This is a genomic window from Streptomyces sp. NPDC043685 (assembly GCF_056436585.1).
Genome location: NZ_JBWKCH010000001.1, coordinates 369,749 through 389,262, shown reverse-complemented (window position 1 = coordinate 389,262; position 19,514 = coordinate 369,749). Strand labels below are relative to the sequence as shown.

12 protein-coding genes are annotated in these 19,514 nt (G+C 72.8%); 4 read left to right on the top strand and 8 right to left on the bottom strand.

What is annotated here, in order from left to right; all coding sequences use genetic code 11:
• Positions 1-63 precede the first annotated feature (63 nt).
• From sucD to AC0665_RS01885, 5 genes are all read right to left on the bottom strand, one after another.
• Positions 64-948, bottom strand: coding sequence for a succinate--CoA ligase subunit alpha (gene sucD, locus AC0665_RS01905; protein ID WP_363118531.1), 885 nt, complete (start codon positions 946-948; stop codon positions 64-66).
• A 21-nt stretch (positions 949-969) separates the two neighbouring features.
• On the bottom strand, positions 970-2,151 hold the full coding sequence (gene sucC / locus AC0665_RS01900; RefSeq protein WP_363118532.1) for an ADP-forming succinate--CoA ligase subunit beta: 1,182 nt from the start codon (positions 2,149-2,151) through the stop codon (positions 970-972).
• A gap of 2,000 nt (positions 2,152-4,151) precedes the next feature.
• Complete coding sequence (locus tag AC0665_RS01895; protein WP_478605080.1) at positions 4,152-5,318, bottom strand: VWA domain-containing protein; 1,167 nt, start codon at positions 5,316-5,318, stop codon at positions 4,152-4,154.
• Positions 5,319-5,457: 139 nt separating this feature from the next.
• Entirely contained in the window at positions 5,458-7,851 is a 2,394-nt protein-coding gene (locus AC0665_RS01890; RefSeq protein WP_478704245.1) for a DUF5682 family protein, read from the bottom strand.
• Between the two features lie 84 nt (positions 7,852-7,935).
• Positions 7,936-9,066, bottom strand: coding sequence for an ATP-binding protein (locus AC0665_RS01885; RefSeq protein WP_478605085.1), 1,131 nt, complete (start codon positions 9,064-9,066; stop codon positions 7,936-7,938).
• 145 nt (positions 9,067-9,211) lie between these two features.
• On the opposite strand from AC0665_RS01885, the gene AC0665_RS01880 reads away from it, so the two are divergent.
• Entirely contained in the window at positions 9,212-10,564 is a 1,353-nt protein-coding gene (locus AC0665_RS01880) for an SWIM zinc finger family protein (protein ID WP_478704244.1), read from the top strand.
• A 235-nt stretch (positions 10,565-10,799) separates the two neighbouring features.
• Here the strand turns inward: AC0665_RS01880 and AC0665_RS01875 are convergent, their stop codons facing one another.
• Positions 10,800-10,961, bottom strand: coding sequence for a hypothetical protein (locus AC0665_RS01875; protein ID WP_468406823.1), 162 nt, complete (start codon positions 10,959-10,961; stop codon positions 10,800-10,802).
• 159 nt (positions 10,962-11,120) lie between these two features.
• On the opposite strand from AC0665_RS01875, the gene AC0665_RS01870 reads away from it, so the two are divergent.
• Positions 11,121-12,800 (top strand): DUF5691 domain-containing protein, encoded by a 1,680-nt coding sequence (locus tag AC0665_RS01870; protein ID WP_478704243.1) that lies wholly within the window; start codon positions 11,121-11,123, stop codon positions 12,798-12,800.
• A gap of 428 nt (positions 12,801-13,228) precedes the next feature.
• On the opposite strand, the gene AC0665_RS01865 is transcribed toward AC0665_RS01870, so the two are convergent.
• Positions 13,229-13,645: a coenzyme B12-dependent isobutyryl CoA mutase small subunit gene (locus AC0665_RS01865; RefSeq protein WP_363118538.1), complete on the bottom strand. Its 417-nt coding sequence runs from the start codon at positions 13,643-13,645 to the stop codon at positions 13,229-13,231.
• 551 nt (positions 13,646-14,196) lie between these two features.
• Here AC0665_RS01865 and AC0665_RS01860 point away from each other — a divergent pair.
• A complete protein-coding gene (locus AC0665_RS01860) occupies positions 14,197-15,060 on the top strand; it encodes an esterase/lipase family protein (protein ID WP_468406818.1) in 864 nt (287 codons plus the stop codon).
• A gap of 219 nt (positions 15,061-15,279) precedes the next feature.
• On the top strand, positions 15,280-16,830 hold the full coding sequence (locus AC0665_RS01855) for a M23 family metallopeptidase (RefSeq protein ID WP_478704242.1): 1,551 nt from the start codon (positions 15,280-15,282) through the stop codon (positions 16,828-16,830).
• 96 nt (positions 16,831-16,926) lie between these two features.
• On the opposite strand, the gene pcrA is transcribed toward AC0665_RS01855, so the two are convergent.
• Entirely contained in the window at positions 16,927-19,404 is a 2,478-nt protein-coding gene (gene pcrA / locus AC0665_RS01850; protein ID WP_478704241.1) for a DNA helicase PcrA, read from the bottom strand.
• Positions 19,405-19,514: the final 110 nt, after the last annotated feature.

Sequence of the window (19,514 nt, the reverse complement as noted above, 5' to 3'; positions counted from 1 at the left end):
GGAAACGGCGGTGGGCCCGCCCCCTGTGCAGGGAGCGGGCCCACCGATGAGCTCTGGCCCGGTTCAGCCCGCGAGGATCTCGCGCGCCAGCTTGGCCGTCTCGGTCGGCGTCTTGCCGACCTTGACGCCGGCGGCCTCGAGGGCCTCCTTCTTCGCGGCGGCCGTGCCGGAGGAGCCGGAGACGATGGCGCCGGCGTGGCCCATGGTCTTGCCCTCGGGCGCGGTGAAGCCCGCGACGTAGCCGACGACCGGCTTCTTCACGTTCTCCTTGATGAAGGCCGCGGCCCGCTCCTCGGCGTCGCCGCCGATCTCACCGATCATGACGATCAGGTCGGTGTCGGGGTCCGCCTCGAACGCGGCCAGGGCGTCGATGTGCGTGGTGCCGATGACCGGGTCGCCACCGATGCCGACGGCGGAGGAGAAGCCGATGTCCCGCAGCTCGTACATCATCTGGTACGTCAGCGTGCCGGACTTCGAGACCAGGCCGATGCGGCCCGGCTTGGTGATGTCGCCCGGGATGATGCCGGCGTTGGACTGGCCCGGGGTGATGAGACCGGGGCAGTTCGGGCCGATGATCCGGGTCTTGTTGCCCTTGGACACGGCGTAGGCGTAGAACGCGGCCGAGTCGTGGACGGCGATGCCCTCGGTGATGACGACCGCGAGCGGGATCTCGGCGTCGATGGCCTCGACGACGGCGGCCTTGGCGAAGGCCGGCGGGACGAAGAGGACGGATACGTTCGCGCCCGTCTTCTCGATCGCCTCGGCGACCGTGCCGAAGACCGGGATCTCGGTGCCGTCGATGTCGACGGACGTGCCCGCCTTGCGCGGGTTGACGCCACCGACGATGTTCGTGCCGTCGGCCAGCATGAGCTTGGTGTGCTTCATGCCCGTGGCACCGGTCATGCCCTGGACGATGACCTTGCTGTCCTTGTTGAGGAAGATAGCCATGGCTGTGTAGTCCCTCGTCCCTTACTTCGCAGCAGCCGCGAGCTCGGCGGCCTTGTCGGCCGCGCCGTCCATGGTGTCCACGCGCTGGACCAGCGGGTGGTTGGCGTCGGAGAGGATCTTGCGACCCAGCTCGGCGTTGTTGCCGTCCAGACGGACGACGAGCGGCTTGGTGACGTCCTCGCCCTTGTCCTTGAGCAGCTGCAGCGCCTGGACGATGCCGTTGGCGACCTCGTCACAGGCGGTGATGCCACCGAAGACGTTGACGAAGACGGACTTCACGTCCGGGTCGCCGAGGATGATCTCCAGGCCGTTGGCCATGACGGCGGCGGAGGCGCCGCCACCGATGTCGAGGAAGTTGGCGGGCTTGACCCCACCGTGCGCCTCACCGGCGTAGGCGACGACGTCCAGGGTGCTCATGACGAGACCCGCGCCGTTGCCGATGATGCCGACCTCGCCGTCGAGCTTGACGTAGTTGAGGTTCTTCTCCTTGGCGGCGGCCTCGAGCGGGTTGGCCGCGTCCTTGTCCTGGAGGGCCTCGTGCTCCGGCTGGCGGAACTCGGCGTTCTCGTCCAGGGAGACCTTGCCGTCCAGGGCGATGACGTCACCGGAGGCGACCTTGGCCAGCGGGTTGACCTCGACCAGGAGGGCGTCCTCCTTGATGAAGGTGTCCCACAGCTTGACCAGGACGTTCACGACCTTGTCAGCGACCTCGGCCGGGAACTTGGCGGCCGCGACGATCTCGCGGGCCTTCTCCTCGGTCACGCCCTCGTTGGCGTCGATCGGCGTCTTGGCGACGGCGTCGGGGCGGGTGGCCGCCACCTCCTCGATCTCCATGCCGCCCTCGACGGACGCGATGGAGAGGAAGGTGCGGTTGGCACGGTCCAGGAGGAAGGAGACGTAGTACTCCTCCACGATCTCCGGGGCCGTCTCGGCGATCATCACCTTGTGGACCGTGTGGCCCTTGATGTCCATGCCGAGGATGTTGGTCGCGTGCTCGACCGCCTCGTCGGGGGTGGCGGCGAGCTTGACGCCACCGGCCTTGCCACGGCCGCCGACCTTCACCTGGGCCTTGACGACGGACTTGCCACCGAGGCGCTCGGTGGCTGCGCGGGCCGCCTCAGGCGTGTCGATGACTTCACCGGCCAGCACCGGTACATCGTGCTTGGCGAAGAGGTCCCTCGCCTGGTACTCGAACAGGTCCACGCGCTTCCGTCCCTATCAGTGATCTCGCGGTTCGTTGTCTGCGTGGGCGTGCCGCGAGGGCAACGTGACGTCCGCTGTCTGTCACAAGGGAGGCGCACACGGTGTCCGAGCGCGCGGCATGTCCGTCTCGCAGGTTATCGCTGCTTGCGGGGGGCCTCTAAATCGAGGGTCACACCTGAGCGGTGATACCTGTCACATGATGCCGCGCTCTCTGGCACGGCGTGCCGGGTGTGAGGAGCGGGTGAGGGGCCTCACCGGGTTGGGGTTGGCCCGGTGAGGCCCGCCGGACACCGCCGAAGGAGCGCCGAGGCCCTGTTCAGGGTCCGGCTCTCCGGGGTGCGGGCCGGGTCGTCCCCACCCCGTTGGGGACCACCCGGCCCCTTCACGGGGGTTTCCGCTTCGGACGACCGACGGCTTTCGGCCGTCCGGGCGTGAGGCCTCGTGAAGCGACTGGGGAACAGCGCCGCGCGGCCACACCGATCGGGCCCGCACGGCCTGTCGGAACTAGCCGGGGAAGAGGGGGACGTCCCCCTGGCTGCTCCGGGTGCCGCCAGCAGGGGTGCGCGTGGATGCCCCGGGCAGCGGACCGAGCGGTGCGGGGAGGCGCGGGGTGACGGCGTGGGCGTCGCCATGCCGCGACGATCCGCCGTCGACCGTCACCCGATCCCCGACCACGCCGCCGGGACGGCCGCCGGACGGGCAGTGGGCGGTCGTACGTCCGGCGGAGGCGGACGACGGAGTGAGGCCGGGCCGACCGACGTGGCTGTCGCCGCTGCCGTAGCCGGACCGACAGTGACCTTTCCGGTCCGGGACCGGACGTCTGGTCGGCTGGGTTCCGCTGGCCCCGTGCAACCCCCGGGTGGCGACACCGGCCACCCCGGCCCGCTCAGGGAGCACAGCCCCCTCCGCAGCCGTCCCGGCCGACTGCTGTGGATCGGCCGCGACCGGGCCGGGCAGTCGGTGGCCACCCGGCAGTACGAGGTGCCCCGGCCACCTAGGCACCCAGGGGATCCCTACATGCGTACCGGGCATCACCGCGTGCCCGCCGGGTGGGAGGGGCAGCCGGGACAAGACGGGGATTGCGGGCGAGGTGGGAAGCCCGGGGGTGCTCGGGAGCGGGGGCTTGTCCGGGAACGCGGGCAAGGCGGGTAGCGGGGGCAAGGGCGGGATCGCGGACTGGTCCTGACGCGCGGGTGCGGTGGCAAGCCCAGGTCTGTTCGGAAGTACGGGCTCGTCCGGGAGCGCGGGTGAAGCGGCAAGCCCGGGCGAACCCGGGAACACGGGCTCGTCCAGAAACGCGGGTGAGGCGGCAAGTCCGGGCCTGTCCGGGCGCACGGGTGAGGTGGAGCCCGCAGGCGAGATTGGGAGCGCGGGTGAGGCCGGAGGTCCGGGCGGACCCGAGACCGAGGGCCTGTCCGGGAGGCGTGGCAGGCCCGGAACCGCGGACGTGTCCGGGAGGCGTGGCAAGTGCGGGAGGTGCGGTGACGACGGCCTCGGTCGGGTCTCTCTCCGCCGTTCGCCCGCCGTCTTCCTCACCTCACTCGCAGCCCGAACGACACTGCCCGCACCGGAAACGCGGCCGGCCCGGGCCGGCCGGTGAGCATGCGGTCGCTCCAGGAGATCAGGGCCGCTGATCACCTGCCGCGCACGGACCTCCGGCGGCGTCCCCACCGAGCCCTCGGCATACGCCCGTTCCCCCCACACCAGCCCGATGGCCAGCAACCCGCCCGCCAGCAGCGCCACTTGGAGCGCACGCCGCCCGGCCGCTGTGCGCGGCACGCGCAACGCCGCCTCGGGCAGGGCTGCTGACCAGGTCACGTGGGGGGCTTCCTCCCGTGCGACGGAAGCGATACCGCCCGGCCGCCAGCACACACGGCCGAGCAGGCGCCGATCCTCGCACGGGAGTGCGGAGGTTGCGCAAGCCCTTGCCTACCGACGGGCCGTCATGTCCGGTGCGCTGCCGCACACCGGGCGGCGGTACGTCGGCAACACGCGGAGCCTCACGCCGCGTCCGGTATCGGCAACGGCCGCTTCTCGATCGCCGCCGCCATCACCTCCGGGAACAGGTCGGGCGTACACGCGAACGCCGGCGCCCCCAGCGCCGCGAGCGCCGCCGCGTGCTCACGGTCGTACGCCGGTGCCCCCTCGTCCGAGAGGGCCAGCAGCGTCACGAACTGCACCCCCGACCCCTTCATCGCGGACACCCGCTTGAGCATCTCGTTGCGAATGCCGCCCTCGTAGAGGTCACTGATCAGCACGACCACCGTCTCGGCGGGCCGGGTGATCTGCGACTGGCAGTAGGCGAGTGCCCGGTTGATGTCCGTGCCACCGCCGAGCTGGGTGCCGAACAGCACGTCCACCGGGTCGTCCAGCTGGTCCGTGAGGTCGACGACCGCCGTGTCGAAGACGACGAGTCGCGTGGAGATCGTCCGCATCGAGGCGAGGACCGCCCCGAACACCGATGCGTAGACCACCGATGCCGCCATGGATCCCGACTGATCGATACAGAGGATGACCTCCTTCTTGGTGGACTGCGCCGCCCGGCCGTACCCGATGAGCCGCTCCGGCACGATCGTCCGGTACTCGGGCAGGTAGTGCTTGAGGTTGGCCGCGATGGTGCGGTTCCAGTCGATGTCGTGGTGACGCGGCCGGCTGATGCGGGCGCTGCGGTCGAGGGCGCCGGTGAGGGTGGCCCGGGTGCGGGTGGCGAGCCGCTTCTCCAGGTCGTCGACGACCTTGCGCACGACGGCCCGGGCCGTCTCCTTCGTGGTCTCCGGCATCGCCTTGTTGAGGGAGAGCAGCGTGCCGACGAGGTGCACGTCGGCCTCCACCGCCTCCAGCATCTCCGGCTCCAGCAGCAGGGTGGCGAGACCGAGCCGGTCGATCGCGTCGCGCTGCATGACCTGCACGACGGAGGACGGGAAGTACGTCCGGATGTCCCCGAGCCAGCGCGCCACGGACGGTGCCGACGCCCCGAGTCCCGCCGAACGGTCCCGGCCGCCCTGTGACGCGCCGTCCTTCCTGCCGTAGAGCGCGGTGAGCGCCCCGTCCATCGCCGCGTCCTGCCCCGACAGCGCGCAGCCGGTGCCGTCCGCCGCGTCGCCCCCGAGGACCAGCCGCCACCGCCGCAGCCGCTCCTGCGCCGGGTCCGTCACCTGGGGGGTCATCCCCGTCCTCCCTTGCGAGGCCGTTCCCAGAGCGGGATCACCGGCACGGCCCTCGCCGGCCGCGCCTCCCCCCGGAGACCGCCCGTCGTGATGGCCCCTTCTTCCCGCGGCGTCGTCCGCTCTTTCCGTGCCTGGATCGTCATCCCGTCACCCCCGCCAGATCGTTGCCGGTGTTCTCGTCCACGTCGTCCAGCCCCAGCAGCAGCCGCACGACGGGCAGCACGGCGTCCGCGCGCGCCAGGTCGAGTTCGGCCGCGAATCCCGGTGTCCCCGAGCCGACGGCTGCCCTGCCGCCCCCGGCGCCCGGCCCGCGCCGGACCAGTTCGCCGAGGGTCCGGCGCACCCCGGGCTCGTACGCCGAGAACGTCCGCCGCAGCAGGGGAAGCACGTCGGTGAAGGCCTCGGCCGGCACGCCGGTGAGCCACGCGTCGACCAGCCCCAGCAGCCGTTCGTCGTGCACCAGGAGCATCCCGCCGCCGGAGCCCCCTCCGACGAAGCCCTCGATCCAGGCGGCCGCGTCCGCGGGCAGGGTGCCCGGGGACAGGACGAGGCCCATCAGCACGGCCGCCTCGTCCTGCGCCAGCTCCCCGTCGTCGAGCAGGAGCCGCACGGCACGGCCCCGGATCACCCCGGGCACGGTGTCCCGCCCGGAGAGCACCCGCAGCACCGACTGCCAGCGGCCTCTCAGGCTGCCGTGTCCCTCCGCGGGCGCGTCACCCAGGAGCCCCACGGCCGCGTGCACCGCGTCCACATGGCGCCGCATCTCCTCGGCGGCGTCCGCGTCGAGCCCGGCACAGGCCGGGGGCAGTCCGACGAAGACCCGCTCGGCGAGTCCCGCCGCGACCTCGGCGAGGGCACCGGTGTTCGTGCCGCGCACGTCGCCGTAGCGCAGGGAGCGGACCAGGGCGGGGAGCGCCTGGGCGAGATGGCCCACGTCCGTGTCGAGGGCCGCCCGGTCGGCGAGGACCCGCATCACCGTCGGCAGCGCGTCGGGCAGTTCGGCCAGCAGGCAGCGCTCGGCGAGCCCCGTGACGTCGGCCAGGCCCTCGGCGGTGACGGCGTCCCCCTCGGCCTTCGCCGTCGCCGCGGACAGCACGGTCGTGCCCCACACCCCGGCCTCGGCGACCCGCACGGCCAGCTCGGGCTCCCAGCGCAGCCGCCAGGTCTCCCGGAAGGTGCCCGTGCTGCCACGGGAGGCGGCCGGTTCGCCCCACGCGATCCCGAGCAGCCGCAGCCGGTGCAGGAGTCTGCTGCGGGCGGCGTCGTTCTCCTTGCGCAGGTCGAGCTCGACCTCCCGCTCCAGTGCCTCCGGCTTCAGCCGCAGCCGTCGTTGCAGCCGGGTGAGGTCCCGCTGCAACGGCACCGCCGGAGCCGAGGGCGGCACCTCCCCCAGCACATCCCCCACGACGAGCCGGTCCCGCACGAGGGCCAGCGGTACGTCCGATCCCTCGCACATCACCGCCCGCACCGCGTCGGTCGTCTCGCTCAGGCCGGGCAGCGGACGGCCGCGCATCGCGGCGAGCGTCTCGGCCAGCCGCACCGCCTCGATGACATGCGCGGAGGAGACGATCCGGTCCTCGGCGCGCAGCAGCCGCGCCACCTTGGTCAGCCACCGCTCGACCGGCCGGTCCGGGGCGCTGAACAGGTGTCCGTACCAGCCCGGCGACTCGATGCCGGCCCCGTAGCCGCTGCTGCGGGACAGCCGGCGGTGGGTCCACGGCACCCAGGTCATGTCCGTCTTGACCTTGGGCAGTCCCTTCAGCAGCGCCTTGTCGGCGGCGACGGTGGTCTTCTGCCGCAGGGCGGGTACGTGCCAGGCCCCGCAGACGACGGCCACGGCGTCCTCGAACTCCCGCTGGGCGGCGCGCACCTGGAGCCGCATGTACGCCTCGCGTACGAGGTCCCGGTCGTGTCCCCCGCTGCCGTAGGTCTCCCGCAGGGCGGTCATGGCCTCCTCGAGCGCGGTGAACGGCGCGAGGGCGTCGTCCGCTGCCGCGCTCCGGTGTTCCACGACGTCCTCCCACCACCGCTCCGGGTCGTCGTAACCGGCGGTCTCGGCGAGCACTCCGAGCGGGTCGATCCGCAGCCCGGCCGGGTCCGGGGCGGTGTCCCCGTCCGCCGCCGTCCCGCCCTCCGGGGGGCGTTCGCCCCCTGCCGCCTCGTCCTCCTGCCTTCGCCAGGCCAGCGTGTGCGTGGCCGGCAGGTCGATGAAGCGGGCGGGTACGTCGTGCTCCAGGGCCCAGCGGACGGCGACCCACTCCGGGGAGAACTCGGCCAGCGGCCAGAACGCCGAGCGGCCGGGTTCGTCCACCGCGTGGGCGAGCAGGGCGACCGGCGGCCGCATCTCCCCCTCGGCCGCGAGCGGGATCAGCGCGTCGGCCTCGGGCGGCCCCTCGATCAGCACGACCCGCGGCCGGATGCCCTCCAGCGCCGCCCGCACCGCCCGGGCCGATCCCGGCCCGTGATGCCGCACCCCGAGCAGCACCGGTCCCGCCCCGGCCTCCCGGCCCGCGGTGCTCTCCAGACCGGTCACGTCATCCCCCTCCCGTCCCGCACGCCCGATCCGAACCCGCCGCCGACCGCGGTCCCGCCGCCCGGAGCCCCCGCCCCGTGCCGGTCACGCGCTCACCTCGCGGCAGGCCCGGTAGAAGTCCTTCCAGCCGTCGCGCTCGCGCACGACCGTCTCCAGGTACTCCTGCCAGATGACGCGGTCCGCCGCCGGGTCGCGAACCACCGCGCCGAGGATGCCCGCGGCGACGTCGCCCGGCCGCAGCACGCCGTCGCCGAAGTGCGCCGCCAGGGCCAGCCCGTTGGTGACGACGGAGATCGCCTCGGCCGTGGACAGCGTGCCGCTGGGCGACTTCAGCTTCGTCCGGCCGTCGGCCGTGACCCCGTCGCGCAGCTCCCGGAAGACCGTGACGACGCGGCGGATCTCGGCCAGCCCGTCCGGCACGGCCGGCAGGTCCAGGGAGCGGCCGATCTGGTCGACGCGCCGCGCGACGATGTCCACCTCGGCCTCGGGACTGTCCGGCAGCGGCAGGACGACCGTGTTGAAGCGGCGGCGCAGGGCGCTGGACAGGTCGTTGACCCCGCGGTCGCGGTCGTTGGCCGTGGCGATCAGGTTGAAGCCGCGGACCGCCTGCACCTCCTGGCCCAGTTCCGGTATCGGCAGGGTCTTCTCGGACAGGATCGTGATGAGCGTGTCCTGCACGTCGGCCGGGATCCGGGTCAGCTCCTCCACGCGGGCCGTCATGCCCTCCGCCATGGCCCGCATGACCGGGCTGGGCACGAGGGCTTGGCGGCTGGGCCCGTTCGCGAGCAGCTGCGCGTAGTTCCAGCCGTAGCGGATGGCCTCTTCGGGGGTTCCGGCGGTGCCCTGCACCAGCAGGGTGGAGTCGCCGCTGACGGCCGCGGCCAGGTGCTCGGACACCCAGGTCTTCGCCGTGCCCGGCACGCCGAGCAGGAGCAGGGCGCGGTCGGTGGCGAGCGTGGTGACGGCGACCTCGACGATGCGGCGCGGCCCCACGTACTTCGGCGTGATCACCGTGCCGTCGGGCAGCGTGCCGCCGAGCAGGTAGGTGGCCACGGCCCACGGCGACAGCTTCCAGCGGGCCGGACGCGGACGGTCGTCCTGAGCGGCCAGCGCTGCCAGTTCGTCGGCGAAGGTGTCCTCGGCATGCGGTCGCAACGCCTGGGCCGGTCGCGTCTCCCCCGCTTCGACGGACGTCGGCTCAACGGACACAGTCATGGCAAAGTCCCCCTCCAGCTCGGCCGGTTCGGATCTGTCGCCAACGTTGCACCACACCACTGACAATGCGTTCCGACCTGCGCAAACGCCCCGCCGACGCCGCTCGCCGACCCGATTGTCAGTGGTGGGATCTACCGTCGATGGCATGACTCAGCAGGGGGTGCGCTGGACGGCGGACCAGGTGCTGGCACTGGCACCTGACGCTGCATCACGCAAAGCGGGAAGCAAACTCGGCGCGGCGGGACCGTGGTCCGAGACGGGCAGTTCCGGCGAGGGGGCGGTGTGGGGGCTGTGCAAGGGCAGCGGGAGCAAGCCGTACCAGACGGTGGTCGACATCGCGGACGCCGCCGGGCCCGCGTACAAGTGCAGTTGCCCGAGCCGTAAGTTCCCGTGCAAGCACGCCCTCGGGCTGCTGCTGCTCTGGGCCGGTGACGACGCGGCGGTGCCGCCGGGGCAGGCTCCGGAGTGGGCCGGGCAGTGGATGGAGGGGCGGCGCAGGCGCGCGGAGGAGAAGAGGGCCGGGGACGGCTCCGGTGCGCCGTCGGGGGCAGCCGATCCCGAGGCGGCGCGGCGCCGGGCGGAGCGCAGGGCCGAGCGGGTCACAGCGGGCGCGGTGGAGCTGGAGCAGCGCCTGACGGACCTGCTGCGCGGCGGCCTGGCGTCGGCGGAGCAAGCGGGGTACGGCCTCTGGGACGAGACGGCGGCCCGGATGGTCGACGCCCAGGCCCAGGGCCTGGCGGGCAGGGTGCGGGAGTTGGGGGCGATCCCGTCCACGGGGCCTGGCTGGCCGGTGCGGCTGCTGGAGGAGTGCGCGCTGTTGCATCTCCTCGGCCAGGGCTGGCTGCGCCGCGAGCGGCTCCCGGACGGTCTCGCCGCCACGGTCCGCTCCCGCATCGGCCTGCCTGCCTCCGCGGACGGCCCGCCGCTGCGGGACCGCTGGCTGGTCCTCGCCCAGTACGACACGACGGACCCACGCCTGACGACCCGCCGGATCTGGCTGTACGGCGCCGAGTCCCACCGCACCGTGCTGCTCCTCTCCTACGGCGCCGCCGGGCGCGCGCCGGAGCATGCCCTTCCGGTGGGGCTGGTCCTGGAGGCGGAGGTGTCCGCGTACCCGGGCACGGGTCAACGGGTGGCCCTGGGCGAGCAGTTCGCCCCGCCCGCGCCCTCGGCGATACGCCCATCGGGGATGACGACGTCCCAGGCGGCCGCCCGTTACGGAGACGCCCTGCGCGACGACCCGTGGCTGGACTCCGTCCCGGTGACGCTGGACCGGGTCGTCCCGGCCCCGGACGGCGACTCGTGGCAGCTGGCGGACGCCGACGAGGACGCGGCGTTGCCCCTCACTCCCACCGCGCGTTCCCGGCCGGGCCTGTGGCGGCTGATCGCCCTGTCGGGTGGCGCCCCGGTCAAGGTGTTCGGCGAATGCGGCCACCAGGGCTTCACACCCTTGACGGCCTGGCCCGACGGACCGGGCGAGGCAGTCGCCCTGTGCTGAGGCCGCGACGCGGGCACGGTCAGGGGGCCACCAGGCCCGGGGCGGGCGGCAGCGCAGACACGAGCGGGGTCACCTGCACAGCGCGGGCAGGGACACGGGCAAGGGCAACCACTGGCACAGCACGGGCCACGGCGCGAGCACAGCCACGGCCACGGGCAAGACACGGCGACGGCCACGAACACGGACCCCGGACACCAAGCCCGGGGCGGGCGGCGGCGCAGGCGCGAGCAAGGCCTCAGCACAGCACGCGCGAAGGCACGAGCACGGCCTCGGGCACGAGCACAGTCACGGGCACGAGCACGAGCACGGCCACCGCCAAAGGCAAGGGCAAGGCCACGAACACGAACCCGGACACCAAGCCCGGGGCGGCCGGCAGCGCCGACACGAGCAGGACCACCCCCACAAGGGCGGCGGGGCGCAGACACCGACACCCCTACCAGCCACGGCCGTTAACCCCGTCTCACGCATCCCACAGATCCACGAATCTTTCAGGCATCACGGGACATCCGGTAAGGGCGAGCCTTCAACCACCGGGCGCCCCGCGGAAAGGAAGCTCATGACCAGGACCTCCGCTCCTGTCGACGCGCCCGGCACGGACGCCTGGGAGGGGCTCGTCACCACCGCGCTGCTGGGCACCGACCGCCGCACCCCGCCGGGCACCACGCCCGGCCCGGACGCCCCGGCGGCCCTGCTGGACGCGGCGGCCGTGCAGACCGTGCGGCGCCGGGCCGGTCTGCGTCCGGCGCGGGCGGCCGAGCGGCCGCAGCCGGCTCCGCAGGACCCGCGTCCCGCCCTGCCACCGGCGGCGGCCCGCAGACTCGCGATGCTGCTGGCCGACCGCCCCGGCCCCTCCGGCGGCGGCCGGCGAGGCGCCGCGCCCGACCTGATGGAGCTGTTGCCCCAATGGCTCGCGGCGGCGAACGCCCGTGGGTTCGCACCGCCTCCGCAGGCGCTTCCGGCGTTGCTGGACGCGGCCCGCGGGCGTACCGACCTGCGTCCCGCGGTGCTGGAGTTCGCGGGGCCGCGGGCCCTGTGGCTGGCGCGGCTGAACCCGGACTGGCGGTTCGCCCTGCGGGCCACCCCGGGCGGCGGAGCGGCCCTGCCGCCTATCGGGGACGACGACCGGATCCAGCAGCTCTGGCAGGAGGGCTTGTTCGCCGAACGGGTGGCCCTGCTGTCCGCGCTGCGCTCCCGGGAACCGGCCGCCGCACGCGACCTGCTGGCGACGACCTGGGCGACGGAAAGGGCCGAGGACCGGCTGATGTTCCTCGACTCGCTGCGGGCGGGCCTGGGCGCGGACGACGAGCCGTTCCTGGAACAAGCCCTGGCCGACCGCAGCCGCAACGTCCGGGCGACGGCGGCGGAGCTGCTGTCGTCCCTGCCCGGCTCGGCGCTCGCCGCGCGTATGGCGGTCAGGGCGGAGGCCTGCGTCGCCCTCGACCACGCGCAGATCGCCCAGCCGCCGACGACCGGCAGCGAGAACGAGGGGCCGGGCGCGACCACGCGGCCCACCCCGGCGATCGTCGTCGAGGCGCCGCACGAGTGCGATGCGGGCATGGAGCGCGACGGCGTCGTGGCGAAGGCCCCGGCGGGGCGGGGTGAGCGGTCCTGGTGGCTCGGCCAGCTGGTGGAGGCGGCACCGCTCGGGACCTGGTCCCGGCGGCTCGGCGGACGCACGCCGGAGGAGATCGTGGCGCTGCCGGTGGCGGACGGCTGGCAGGGCGAACTGCACGCGGCGTGGTGCCGGGCGGCGGTGCGTCAGGAGGACGCCGCGTGGGCACGCGCGCTGCTCGGTGAGCCGTCGGCGCCGGAGGCGGGTGGTCCTGGGGCGGTCTCGCTGGCCGAACGCGCCAAGCTGCTCGGCACGCTGGGCGCCGCTGAACGGGCCGAGTGGGTGGCCGGTTTCATCGCCGCGCACGGCCTGTCCGAAGCCTTCCAGTTGCTCGGAGTATGTGCGGTGCCCTGGGCAGCGCCGCTCGGCGGAGCCGTGGTGGACGCGCTCAACATCGCTCGGGACGCGGGGAGTTATCCATGGAGTTTCAGCGGGGTCATGGGCCTGGCGGAGCGCTGCCTCGACCCGTCCGAGGCCGCCCGGCTCGACGCCCTCCTGGCCGTGCCGGACGAACCGGAGAACGCGTCCCCGGGAGCGGGCGGCTACTGGGCGGAGGCCTTCCAGCGCCTGGTGACGACCCTGCGTCTGCGCGCGGCGATGGCCGAGGAACTGGGAGCGGCCTGACCCCGGGCCGCCCGTCGGCAGGTGGGGACCTTCCGGCGGCCGGGAGGTCCGTCCAGCGGTCCGCCGGACGCCGCGGAGCACGCCGACGTCAGGAACGAGACGAACGGCACGGGCAGCGGACAGGGCAGGGACGACCACCGGAACGACAGGAACGACAGGAACGACAGGAACGACAGGGAGCACAGCAAGCACGGCGACCACAGGCACGGCCGCCACAGCCAGCCGTCATGCCGCGAGTTCCCCGGAGCGAGAACGCACGGCCACCGGCCGGACTCACCGGACCGGCCGGACCCGCTGAACCAGCCCGACCCACTGGACCAGCCCGACCCGCTGAACCAACCGGAGCCACCGGACCAGCCGAATCCGCCGGCCCACCCGGACCCGGCGGACCACCCCGACTCGGCCGCCCGGGCCGGACCACCGCAGGCCTAGGCCCCCGCGGGCTGGCGGGCGTTCGTCCGGACCCAGTCCACGATCGACGCCGTCGTCGCGCCCGGGGTGAAGATCTCCGCGACGCCCTTCTCCTTCAGCAGGGGAATGTCCGCCTCGGGGATGATCCCACCGCCGAAGAGAAGGATGTCCTCCGCCTCCCGCTCCTTGAGCAGGTCGATCACCGCCGCGAAGAGCGTGTTGTGCGCTCCGGAGAGGATGGACAGCCCGATCGCGTCGGCGTCCTCCTGGATCGCCGTGTCGACGATCTGCTCGGGAGTCTGGTGGAGCCCGGTGTAGATGACCTCCATACCGGCGTCGCGCAGGGCCCGCGCGATCACCTTGGCCCCGCGATCGTGGCCGTCGAGCCCCGGCTTGGCCACCACCACGCGGATCGGACCGGCTGCCACACCCATCACTGCCTCCATGAAGCGACTACATCCATCCGTACCGACAAGTACCGCACACATCGGGCAAGCCGTACATGCCGCACCGCACGGACTCCCCGCCCCGAACCCTCCGGGCAAGTGAACGAACGTTATCTCCAGCATCCCGCAACCGGCAGTTTCGGGGCGGAGAGCGAGGGGGAAATCACACGATGGGACAAGCGCAAGGGGAGTCGCAACGGGGTTGCCGTACCGCCACGCCGCCCAGGGCACACAGCGGCGGCCGGACACTTCGGCGAAGGCACGCAGAGCAAGCACCGCATTCACGGCACGAACCGCACGCACAGCCAGCAGGGCAGACACGGCGCATCAGCGGGGATCCCCGTCACCCCACCGGTCGGGGACCCCCGTCGCACGTCCGGCGTCCCGGACGTCACACGCCGCGCTCTGCCCCCGCAGCTCACGCGACTCATGCGGCTCACGCCGCTCGCGCGGTCGACGCCGGCCGCCTCCGCAGCTGCTTTCCACGAGGGCACACGGGGGGCGGAACCGTCCTCCCGCGTGCCGACAGGAGGTCGGCCATGAAGGTCACCAGGGCTGCTCTGCCCTTTCTTCCGTTCTGCGAGCGCCTGCTGCCGGGCAGGTTCGCGGGACTCTCCGTGGCCCTGCTGAAGGCCACCGCCCTGGAGTTCGCGATCCTGGCCGGGCATCTCCTCCTCTACCCGTCGGGCATCACCCAGGAGCGGCGCGCCCCGGTTCCGGTGCCGCCCGTGGACGGCGCCGCCCAACTGCCCACGCGGGCCAAGCCTCCGGTCGTCCTGCTGCACGGCTTCATCGACAACCGCTCGGTCTTCGTCCTGCTGCGCCGCAGCCTCGCCCAGCACGGCAGGCAGCAGATCGAGTCCGTCAACTACTCGCCGCTGACCTGCGACATACGGGCCGCGGCCGAGCTGTTCGGCCGGCACATCGAGGAGGTCTGCGAGCGCACCGGGTCCCGGCGGGTCGACGTCGTCGGGCACAGTCTCGGGGGCCTGATAGCGCGTTACTACGTGCAGCGGCTCGGCGGCGACGCGCGCGTGCGGACCCTGGTCACGCTCGGCACGCCGCACGCGGGAACCCGGGTGATGCCCGTGGCGAACGCGCACCCCATCGTGCGCCAGATGCGCCCCGGCTCACCGGTGCTCGAGGAGCTCACTCTGCCCGCCCCTGACTGCCGTACGCGCTTCGTCGGCTTCTGGAGCGACCTCGACCATGTGATGGACCCGGTGGAGACGGCCCGTATCGATCATCCCGACCTGATGGCGCAGAACGTGCACGTGACCGGCATCGGTCATCTCGCCCTGCCCGTGCACCCCGCCGTCGCCAACGGCATACGGGAGGTTCTCGACACGGCCCAGCCGGGTGAACCCTCCGCCGAACACACCGGCGGTCTGACGGTGGCCTGAAACTCGTCATACAGCGGGCACGTCGCGCCACAGCACCACTCAAGGTCGAACAAACTTCGAACACAGAACCAAACCCGTGCCCGCCGTCCGCCAAAACACGGCCGAATGCCCGTTTCCTGCGCGCGCGAAACCTGCAGAAGATTGTCGTGCCCGCGTACCGCCGGGTACAGTCGCCGCACTGCTCTGGCAGCCCCTGTTGTCGAGGCGAAAGAGAAGTTGGTGAACGACCGTCACCCGTCGGGGACCATGACCCCGGCTCCGGCTTCCGACGCCGCCTCGGCGCACTACGCGTCGTACGGCACCCAGGAAGCCCAGTACGGCGACCTCACCACGTACGGCGACTACGCCGCCACCGGTTTTGACGCCACCGGTGCCGCCACGACCGGTACCCACGGCGCCGGTTTCGATGCCTCCGGGCCCGCCACCACGACCTTCGCCACGGATCCCCTCTTCGGCGACATGCCGGGCGGCGGCCACGACACGGGTGCCTACGACACCGGCCAATGGCCCACCGGCACGCACGAGAACGTGCACTACGACGCCTACGCGGCCCAGCACCACGCGGCCTACGACACCGGCGTCTACGACACGACGTCCTGGACGGGCGAGCAGCAGCCGATGTCGGCGATCCCGTCGCCGAGCCCGCCCCCGGACGCCACCGGGCAGTGGGAGGCCGGCGCCTGGCTCCAGCCGGACCAGTCCGGTGACCCCGCCGACCGCACCCAGCAGTGGGAGTGGGGCAAGCAGGCCTTCGACACGGGCGCGTACGACGCCACGCAGTGGAACTCCGACGGCACCGCGGCACCGGCCCCCGAGGCGTACGAGCACCCTGCTGAAACCTTCGACCAGCTCGAGACCGCGACGTTCGAGCAGGTCGCCTACGACGAATCCGCCGGGGCCGGTTACGAGCCCGCAGCGGACGGCGACGGACCGGCCGCCACCGGTGAACTGCCCGTCGTCACCCCGCTCCTGGACGACCAGGAGGACGTCGCCCCCGCGCCGTCCTCGCGGGCGGCCGCCCGCGCAGGGTCCCGTTCCCGCCGCCGCACACCCCCCAAGCGCTCGGCGCTGATGACCATCGCGGTGCCCTCGGCGTGTGTGATGGGGGTCGCCGGGATCGCCGCCGCCTCCGTCGGCACCTTCGCCGACGACAGTGCCGCCGAGGCGCGGACGACCGCCGCGGACGCCCAGCCCGTCCAGCCGGCCGCGGCCAACAACAAGCTGGACACCCAGCTGCAGAGCCTCGCCGCCGGCGCCGACGACTTCGCCGACCGGGCCAGCCGTACGCAGGAGCGCATCGACCTCAAGGCGCAGCAGGCCGCCGAGAAGAAGCGCGCGGCGGAGGAGGCGGCCCGCAAGGAGCGGCTGCGCCCCAAGTTCGCCCTGCCGGTCGCGCGGCACGGACTCAGCGCCTACTACGGCCAGTCCGGCATCAACTGGATGTCCCTGCACACCGGCATCGACTTCCCCGTCTCGTACGGCACGACCGTGATGGCCGCGACCGACGGCACGGTGCGCACGCAGTGGAACAGCGCGTACGGCAACATGCTGATCCTGACCGCCAAGGACGGCACGGAGACGTGGTACTGCCACCTCTCCACCTACACGGTCGCCTCGGGGACGACCGTGAAGGCCGGCGATCCGATCGCCCGCTCGGGCAACTCCGGCAACTCCACCGGCCCGCACCTGCACTTCGAGGTGCGCCCGGGCGGCGGCTCGGCCATCGACCCGCTCCCGTGGCTGCGCAGCCACGGCATCGACCCGACGTAACGTCCGCCAGCCCCCGCCCCGCCCGCATCGGGTAACGCCCCGGCAGCCCCCCGCCCGCGTCGAGCGCGCAGGGGCCCACCGGTTCACCTCTCGGCGCTACAGCTTCTCCACCGGCGCGTACCGCAGCAGCAGCCGCTTCGGCTTGGTGTCCCCGAAGTCGATCGTCGCCTCGGCGTTGCCGCCCGTGCCCTTGACCGCGACGACGGTCCCGAGCCCGAACTGGTCGTGTGTGACCCGGTCCCCGACCGCCAGCGACACCACCGGCTTCTCCGAGGTGCGGCGGGTGGCGAACCCGGAGGCACCCGAGGCGGACGAGCGGGAACGGGACGACGACAGCGAGGCCGCCACCGCCGAGACCGGCCCGGAGGACGCGGGCGCGGTCGCACCCGTGCGCTTCCACTCCAGGTGCGCCGCGGGGATCTCCTCCAGGAACCGGGAGGGCGGGTTGTAGGAGGGCTGGCCCCAGGCGCTGCGCAGCGTGGAGCGCGTCAGATAGAGCCGCTCCCGCGCGCGGGTGATGCCGACGTAGGCCAGGCGCCGCTCCTCCTCCAGCTCCTTGGCCTGGCCGAGGGCGCGCATGTGCGGGAAGACGCCGTCCTCCATGCCGGTGAGGAAGACGACCGGGAACTCCAGGCCCTTGGCGGTGTGCAGGGTCATGAGCGTGATGACCCCGTCGCCGTCCTCCTCGTCCGGGATCTGGTCGGAGTCGGCGACCAGCGCGACCTGTTCGAGGAAGTCGGCCAGGGTGCCCCGCTCGTCCTCGCCGCGCTCCTGCTCGAACTCCATCGCGACGGCGGCGAGTTCCTGGAGGTTCTCGATGCGGGTCTCGTCCTGCGGGTCGGTGGAGGCCTGGAGCTCGGCGAGGTAGCCGGTGCGCTCCAGGACGGCCTCCAGCACCGTGGCCGGTCCGGCGCCGGACTCGACGATGGTGCGCAGGTCCTCCATCAGGGTGTTGAACCGCTTGACGGCGTTGGTGGAGCGCGCGGCCATGCCGTACGCCTCGTCGACGCGCTTGAGCGCCTGCGGGAAGCTGATCTTCTCGCGCTGGGACAGGGCGTCGATCATCGCCTCGGCGCGGTCGCCGATGCCCCGCTTGGGCACGTTGAGGATCCGGCGCAGCGGCACCGAGTCCTCGGGGTTGGCCAGCACGCGCAGGTAGGCCAGGACGTCCCGGACCTCCTTGCGCTCGTAGAAGCGGACGCCGCCGACGACCTTGTAGGGCAGGCCGACGCGGATGAAGACCTCTTCGAAGACACGGGACTGGGCGTTGGTGCGGTAGAAGACGGCGACGTCGCCGGCCTTGGCCTCGCCGGCGTCGGTGAGGCGGTCTATCTCGTCGGCGACGAACTGGGCCTCGTCGTGCTCGGTGTCGGCGACGTAGCCGGTGATCCGGGCACCGGCGCCCGCGTTGGTCCACAGGTTCTTGGGGCGGCGGGACTCGTTGCGCTCGATGACCGCGTTGGCCGCGCTGAGGATGGTCTGGGTGGAGCGGTAGTTCTGCTCCAGCAGGATCGTCGTGGCGTCCGGGTAGTCCTCCTCGAACTGGAGGATGTTGCGGATCGTCGCGCCGCGGAAGGCGTAGATCGACTGGTCGGCGTCACCCACCACGCACAGCTCGGCGGGCGGGACCTCGGCCTCGGGCGGTACGTCGACCGGGTGCTCAACGGTGCCGACCAGCTCGCGGACCAGGGCGTACTGCGCGTGGTTGGTGTCCTGGTACTCGTCCACCAGGACGTGCCGGAAGCGGCGGCGGTAGTGCTCGGCGACGTCCGGGAAGGCGCGCAGCAGGTTGACCGTCGTCATGATCAGGTCGTCGAAGTCGAGGGCGTTCGCCTCGCGCAGCCGCGACTGGTACAGGGCGTAGGCCTGGGCGAGGGTCTTCTCGAATCCGTCGGCGGCCTGGGCGGCGAAGTCCTCCTCGTCGATCAGCTCGTTCTTCAGGTTGCTGATCTTGGCGCTGAAGGACTTCGGCGGGAAACGCTTGGGGTCGAGGTCCAGGTCGCGGCAGACCAGGGCCATCAGGCGCTTGGAGTCGGCGGCGTCGTAGATCGAGAAGGAGGACGTGAAGCCGAGCCTCTTGCTCTCGCGCCTGAGGATGCGCACGCACGCGCTGTGGAAGGTCATGACCCACATGGCGTTCGCGCGCGGGCCGACCAGCTGCTCGACGCGCTCCTTCATCTCACCGGCGGCCTTGTTGGTGAAGGTGATCGCGAGGATCTGGCCGGGGTGCACGTCCCGCTCGGCGAGCAGGTGGGCGATGCGGTGCGTGAGCACACGGGTCTTGCCGGAGCCGGCGCCGGCCACGATGAGCAGCGGGGAGCCGGAGTGGACGACGGCGGCGCGCTGGTTGTCGTTCAGCCCCTCCAGGAGGGTGGCGGTGTCCACCACCGGGCGGGGGGCGCCGTCCCGGTAGTAGGGGTCGCGGTCCGGCGGCGCGTCGAACTTCCCGCCGAACAGATCGTCCGGGATCGGCTCCGGTACGTGATCGTCCTCGGGCGGCGGCGGGGGCTCGTCCGCGGGGCCCCGCCGGGCCTGGAGGTCCGCCAGGAAGCTGTCGTCAAAGAGGCTGCTCATCGCTCTCCGAGTCTAGGGCGCCCCACTGACAGCCCGCCGCCGCCCCGAGAACATCGCCGGAACATCGCCGCGCACCCGGCCGCGGGCCGACGGTCCGGCGGCGTATTGTC

Bases quoted from the DNA above. Each gene is read 5' to 3' on its own strand.
- sucD (WP_363118531.1), bottom strand. From the start codon at position 948: ATGGCTATCTTCCTCAACAAGGACAGCAAGGTCATCGTCCAGGGCATG.
- AC0665_RS01895 (WP_478605080.1), bottom strand. From the start codon at position 5,318: ATGACCCCCCAGGTGACGGACCCGGCGCAGGAGCGGCTGCGGCGGTGG.
- AC0665_RS01885 (WP_478605085.1), bottom strand. From the start codon at position 9,066: ATGACTGTGTCCGTTGAGCCGACGTCCGTCGAAGCGGGGGAGACGCGA.
- AC0665_RS01880 (WP_478704244.1), top strand. From the start codon at position 9,212: ATGACTCAGCAGGGGGTGCGCTGGACGGCGGACCAGGTGCTGGCACTG.
- AC0665_RS01870 (WP_478704243.1), top strand. From the start codon at position 11,121: ATGACCAGGACCTCCGCTCCTGTCGACGCGCCCGGCACGGACGCCTGG.
- AC0665_RS01865 (WP_363118538.1), bottom strand. From the start codon at position 13,645: ATGGGTGTGGCAGCCGGTCCGATCCGCGTGGTGGTGGCCAAGCCGGGG.
- AC0665_RS01860 (WP_468406818.1), top strand. From the start codon at position 14,197: ATGAAGGTCACCAGGGCTGCTCTGCCCTTTCTTCCGTTCTGCGAGCGC.
- pcrA (WP_478704241.1), bottom strand. From the start codon at position 19,404: ATGAGCAGCCTCTTTGACGACAGCTTCCTGGCGGACCTCCAGGCCCGG.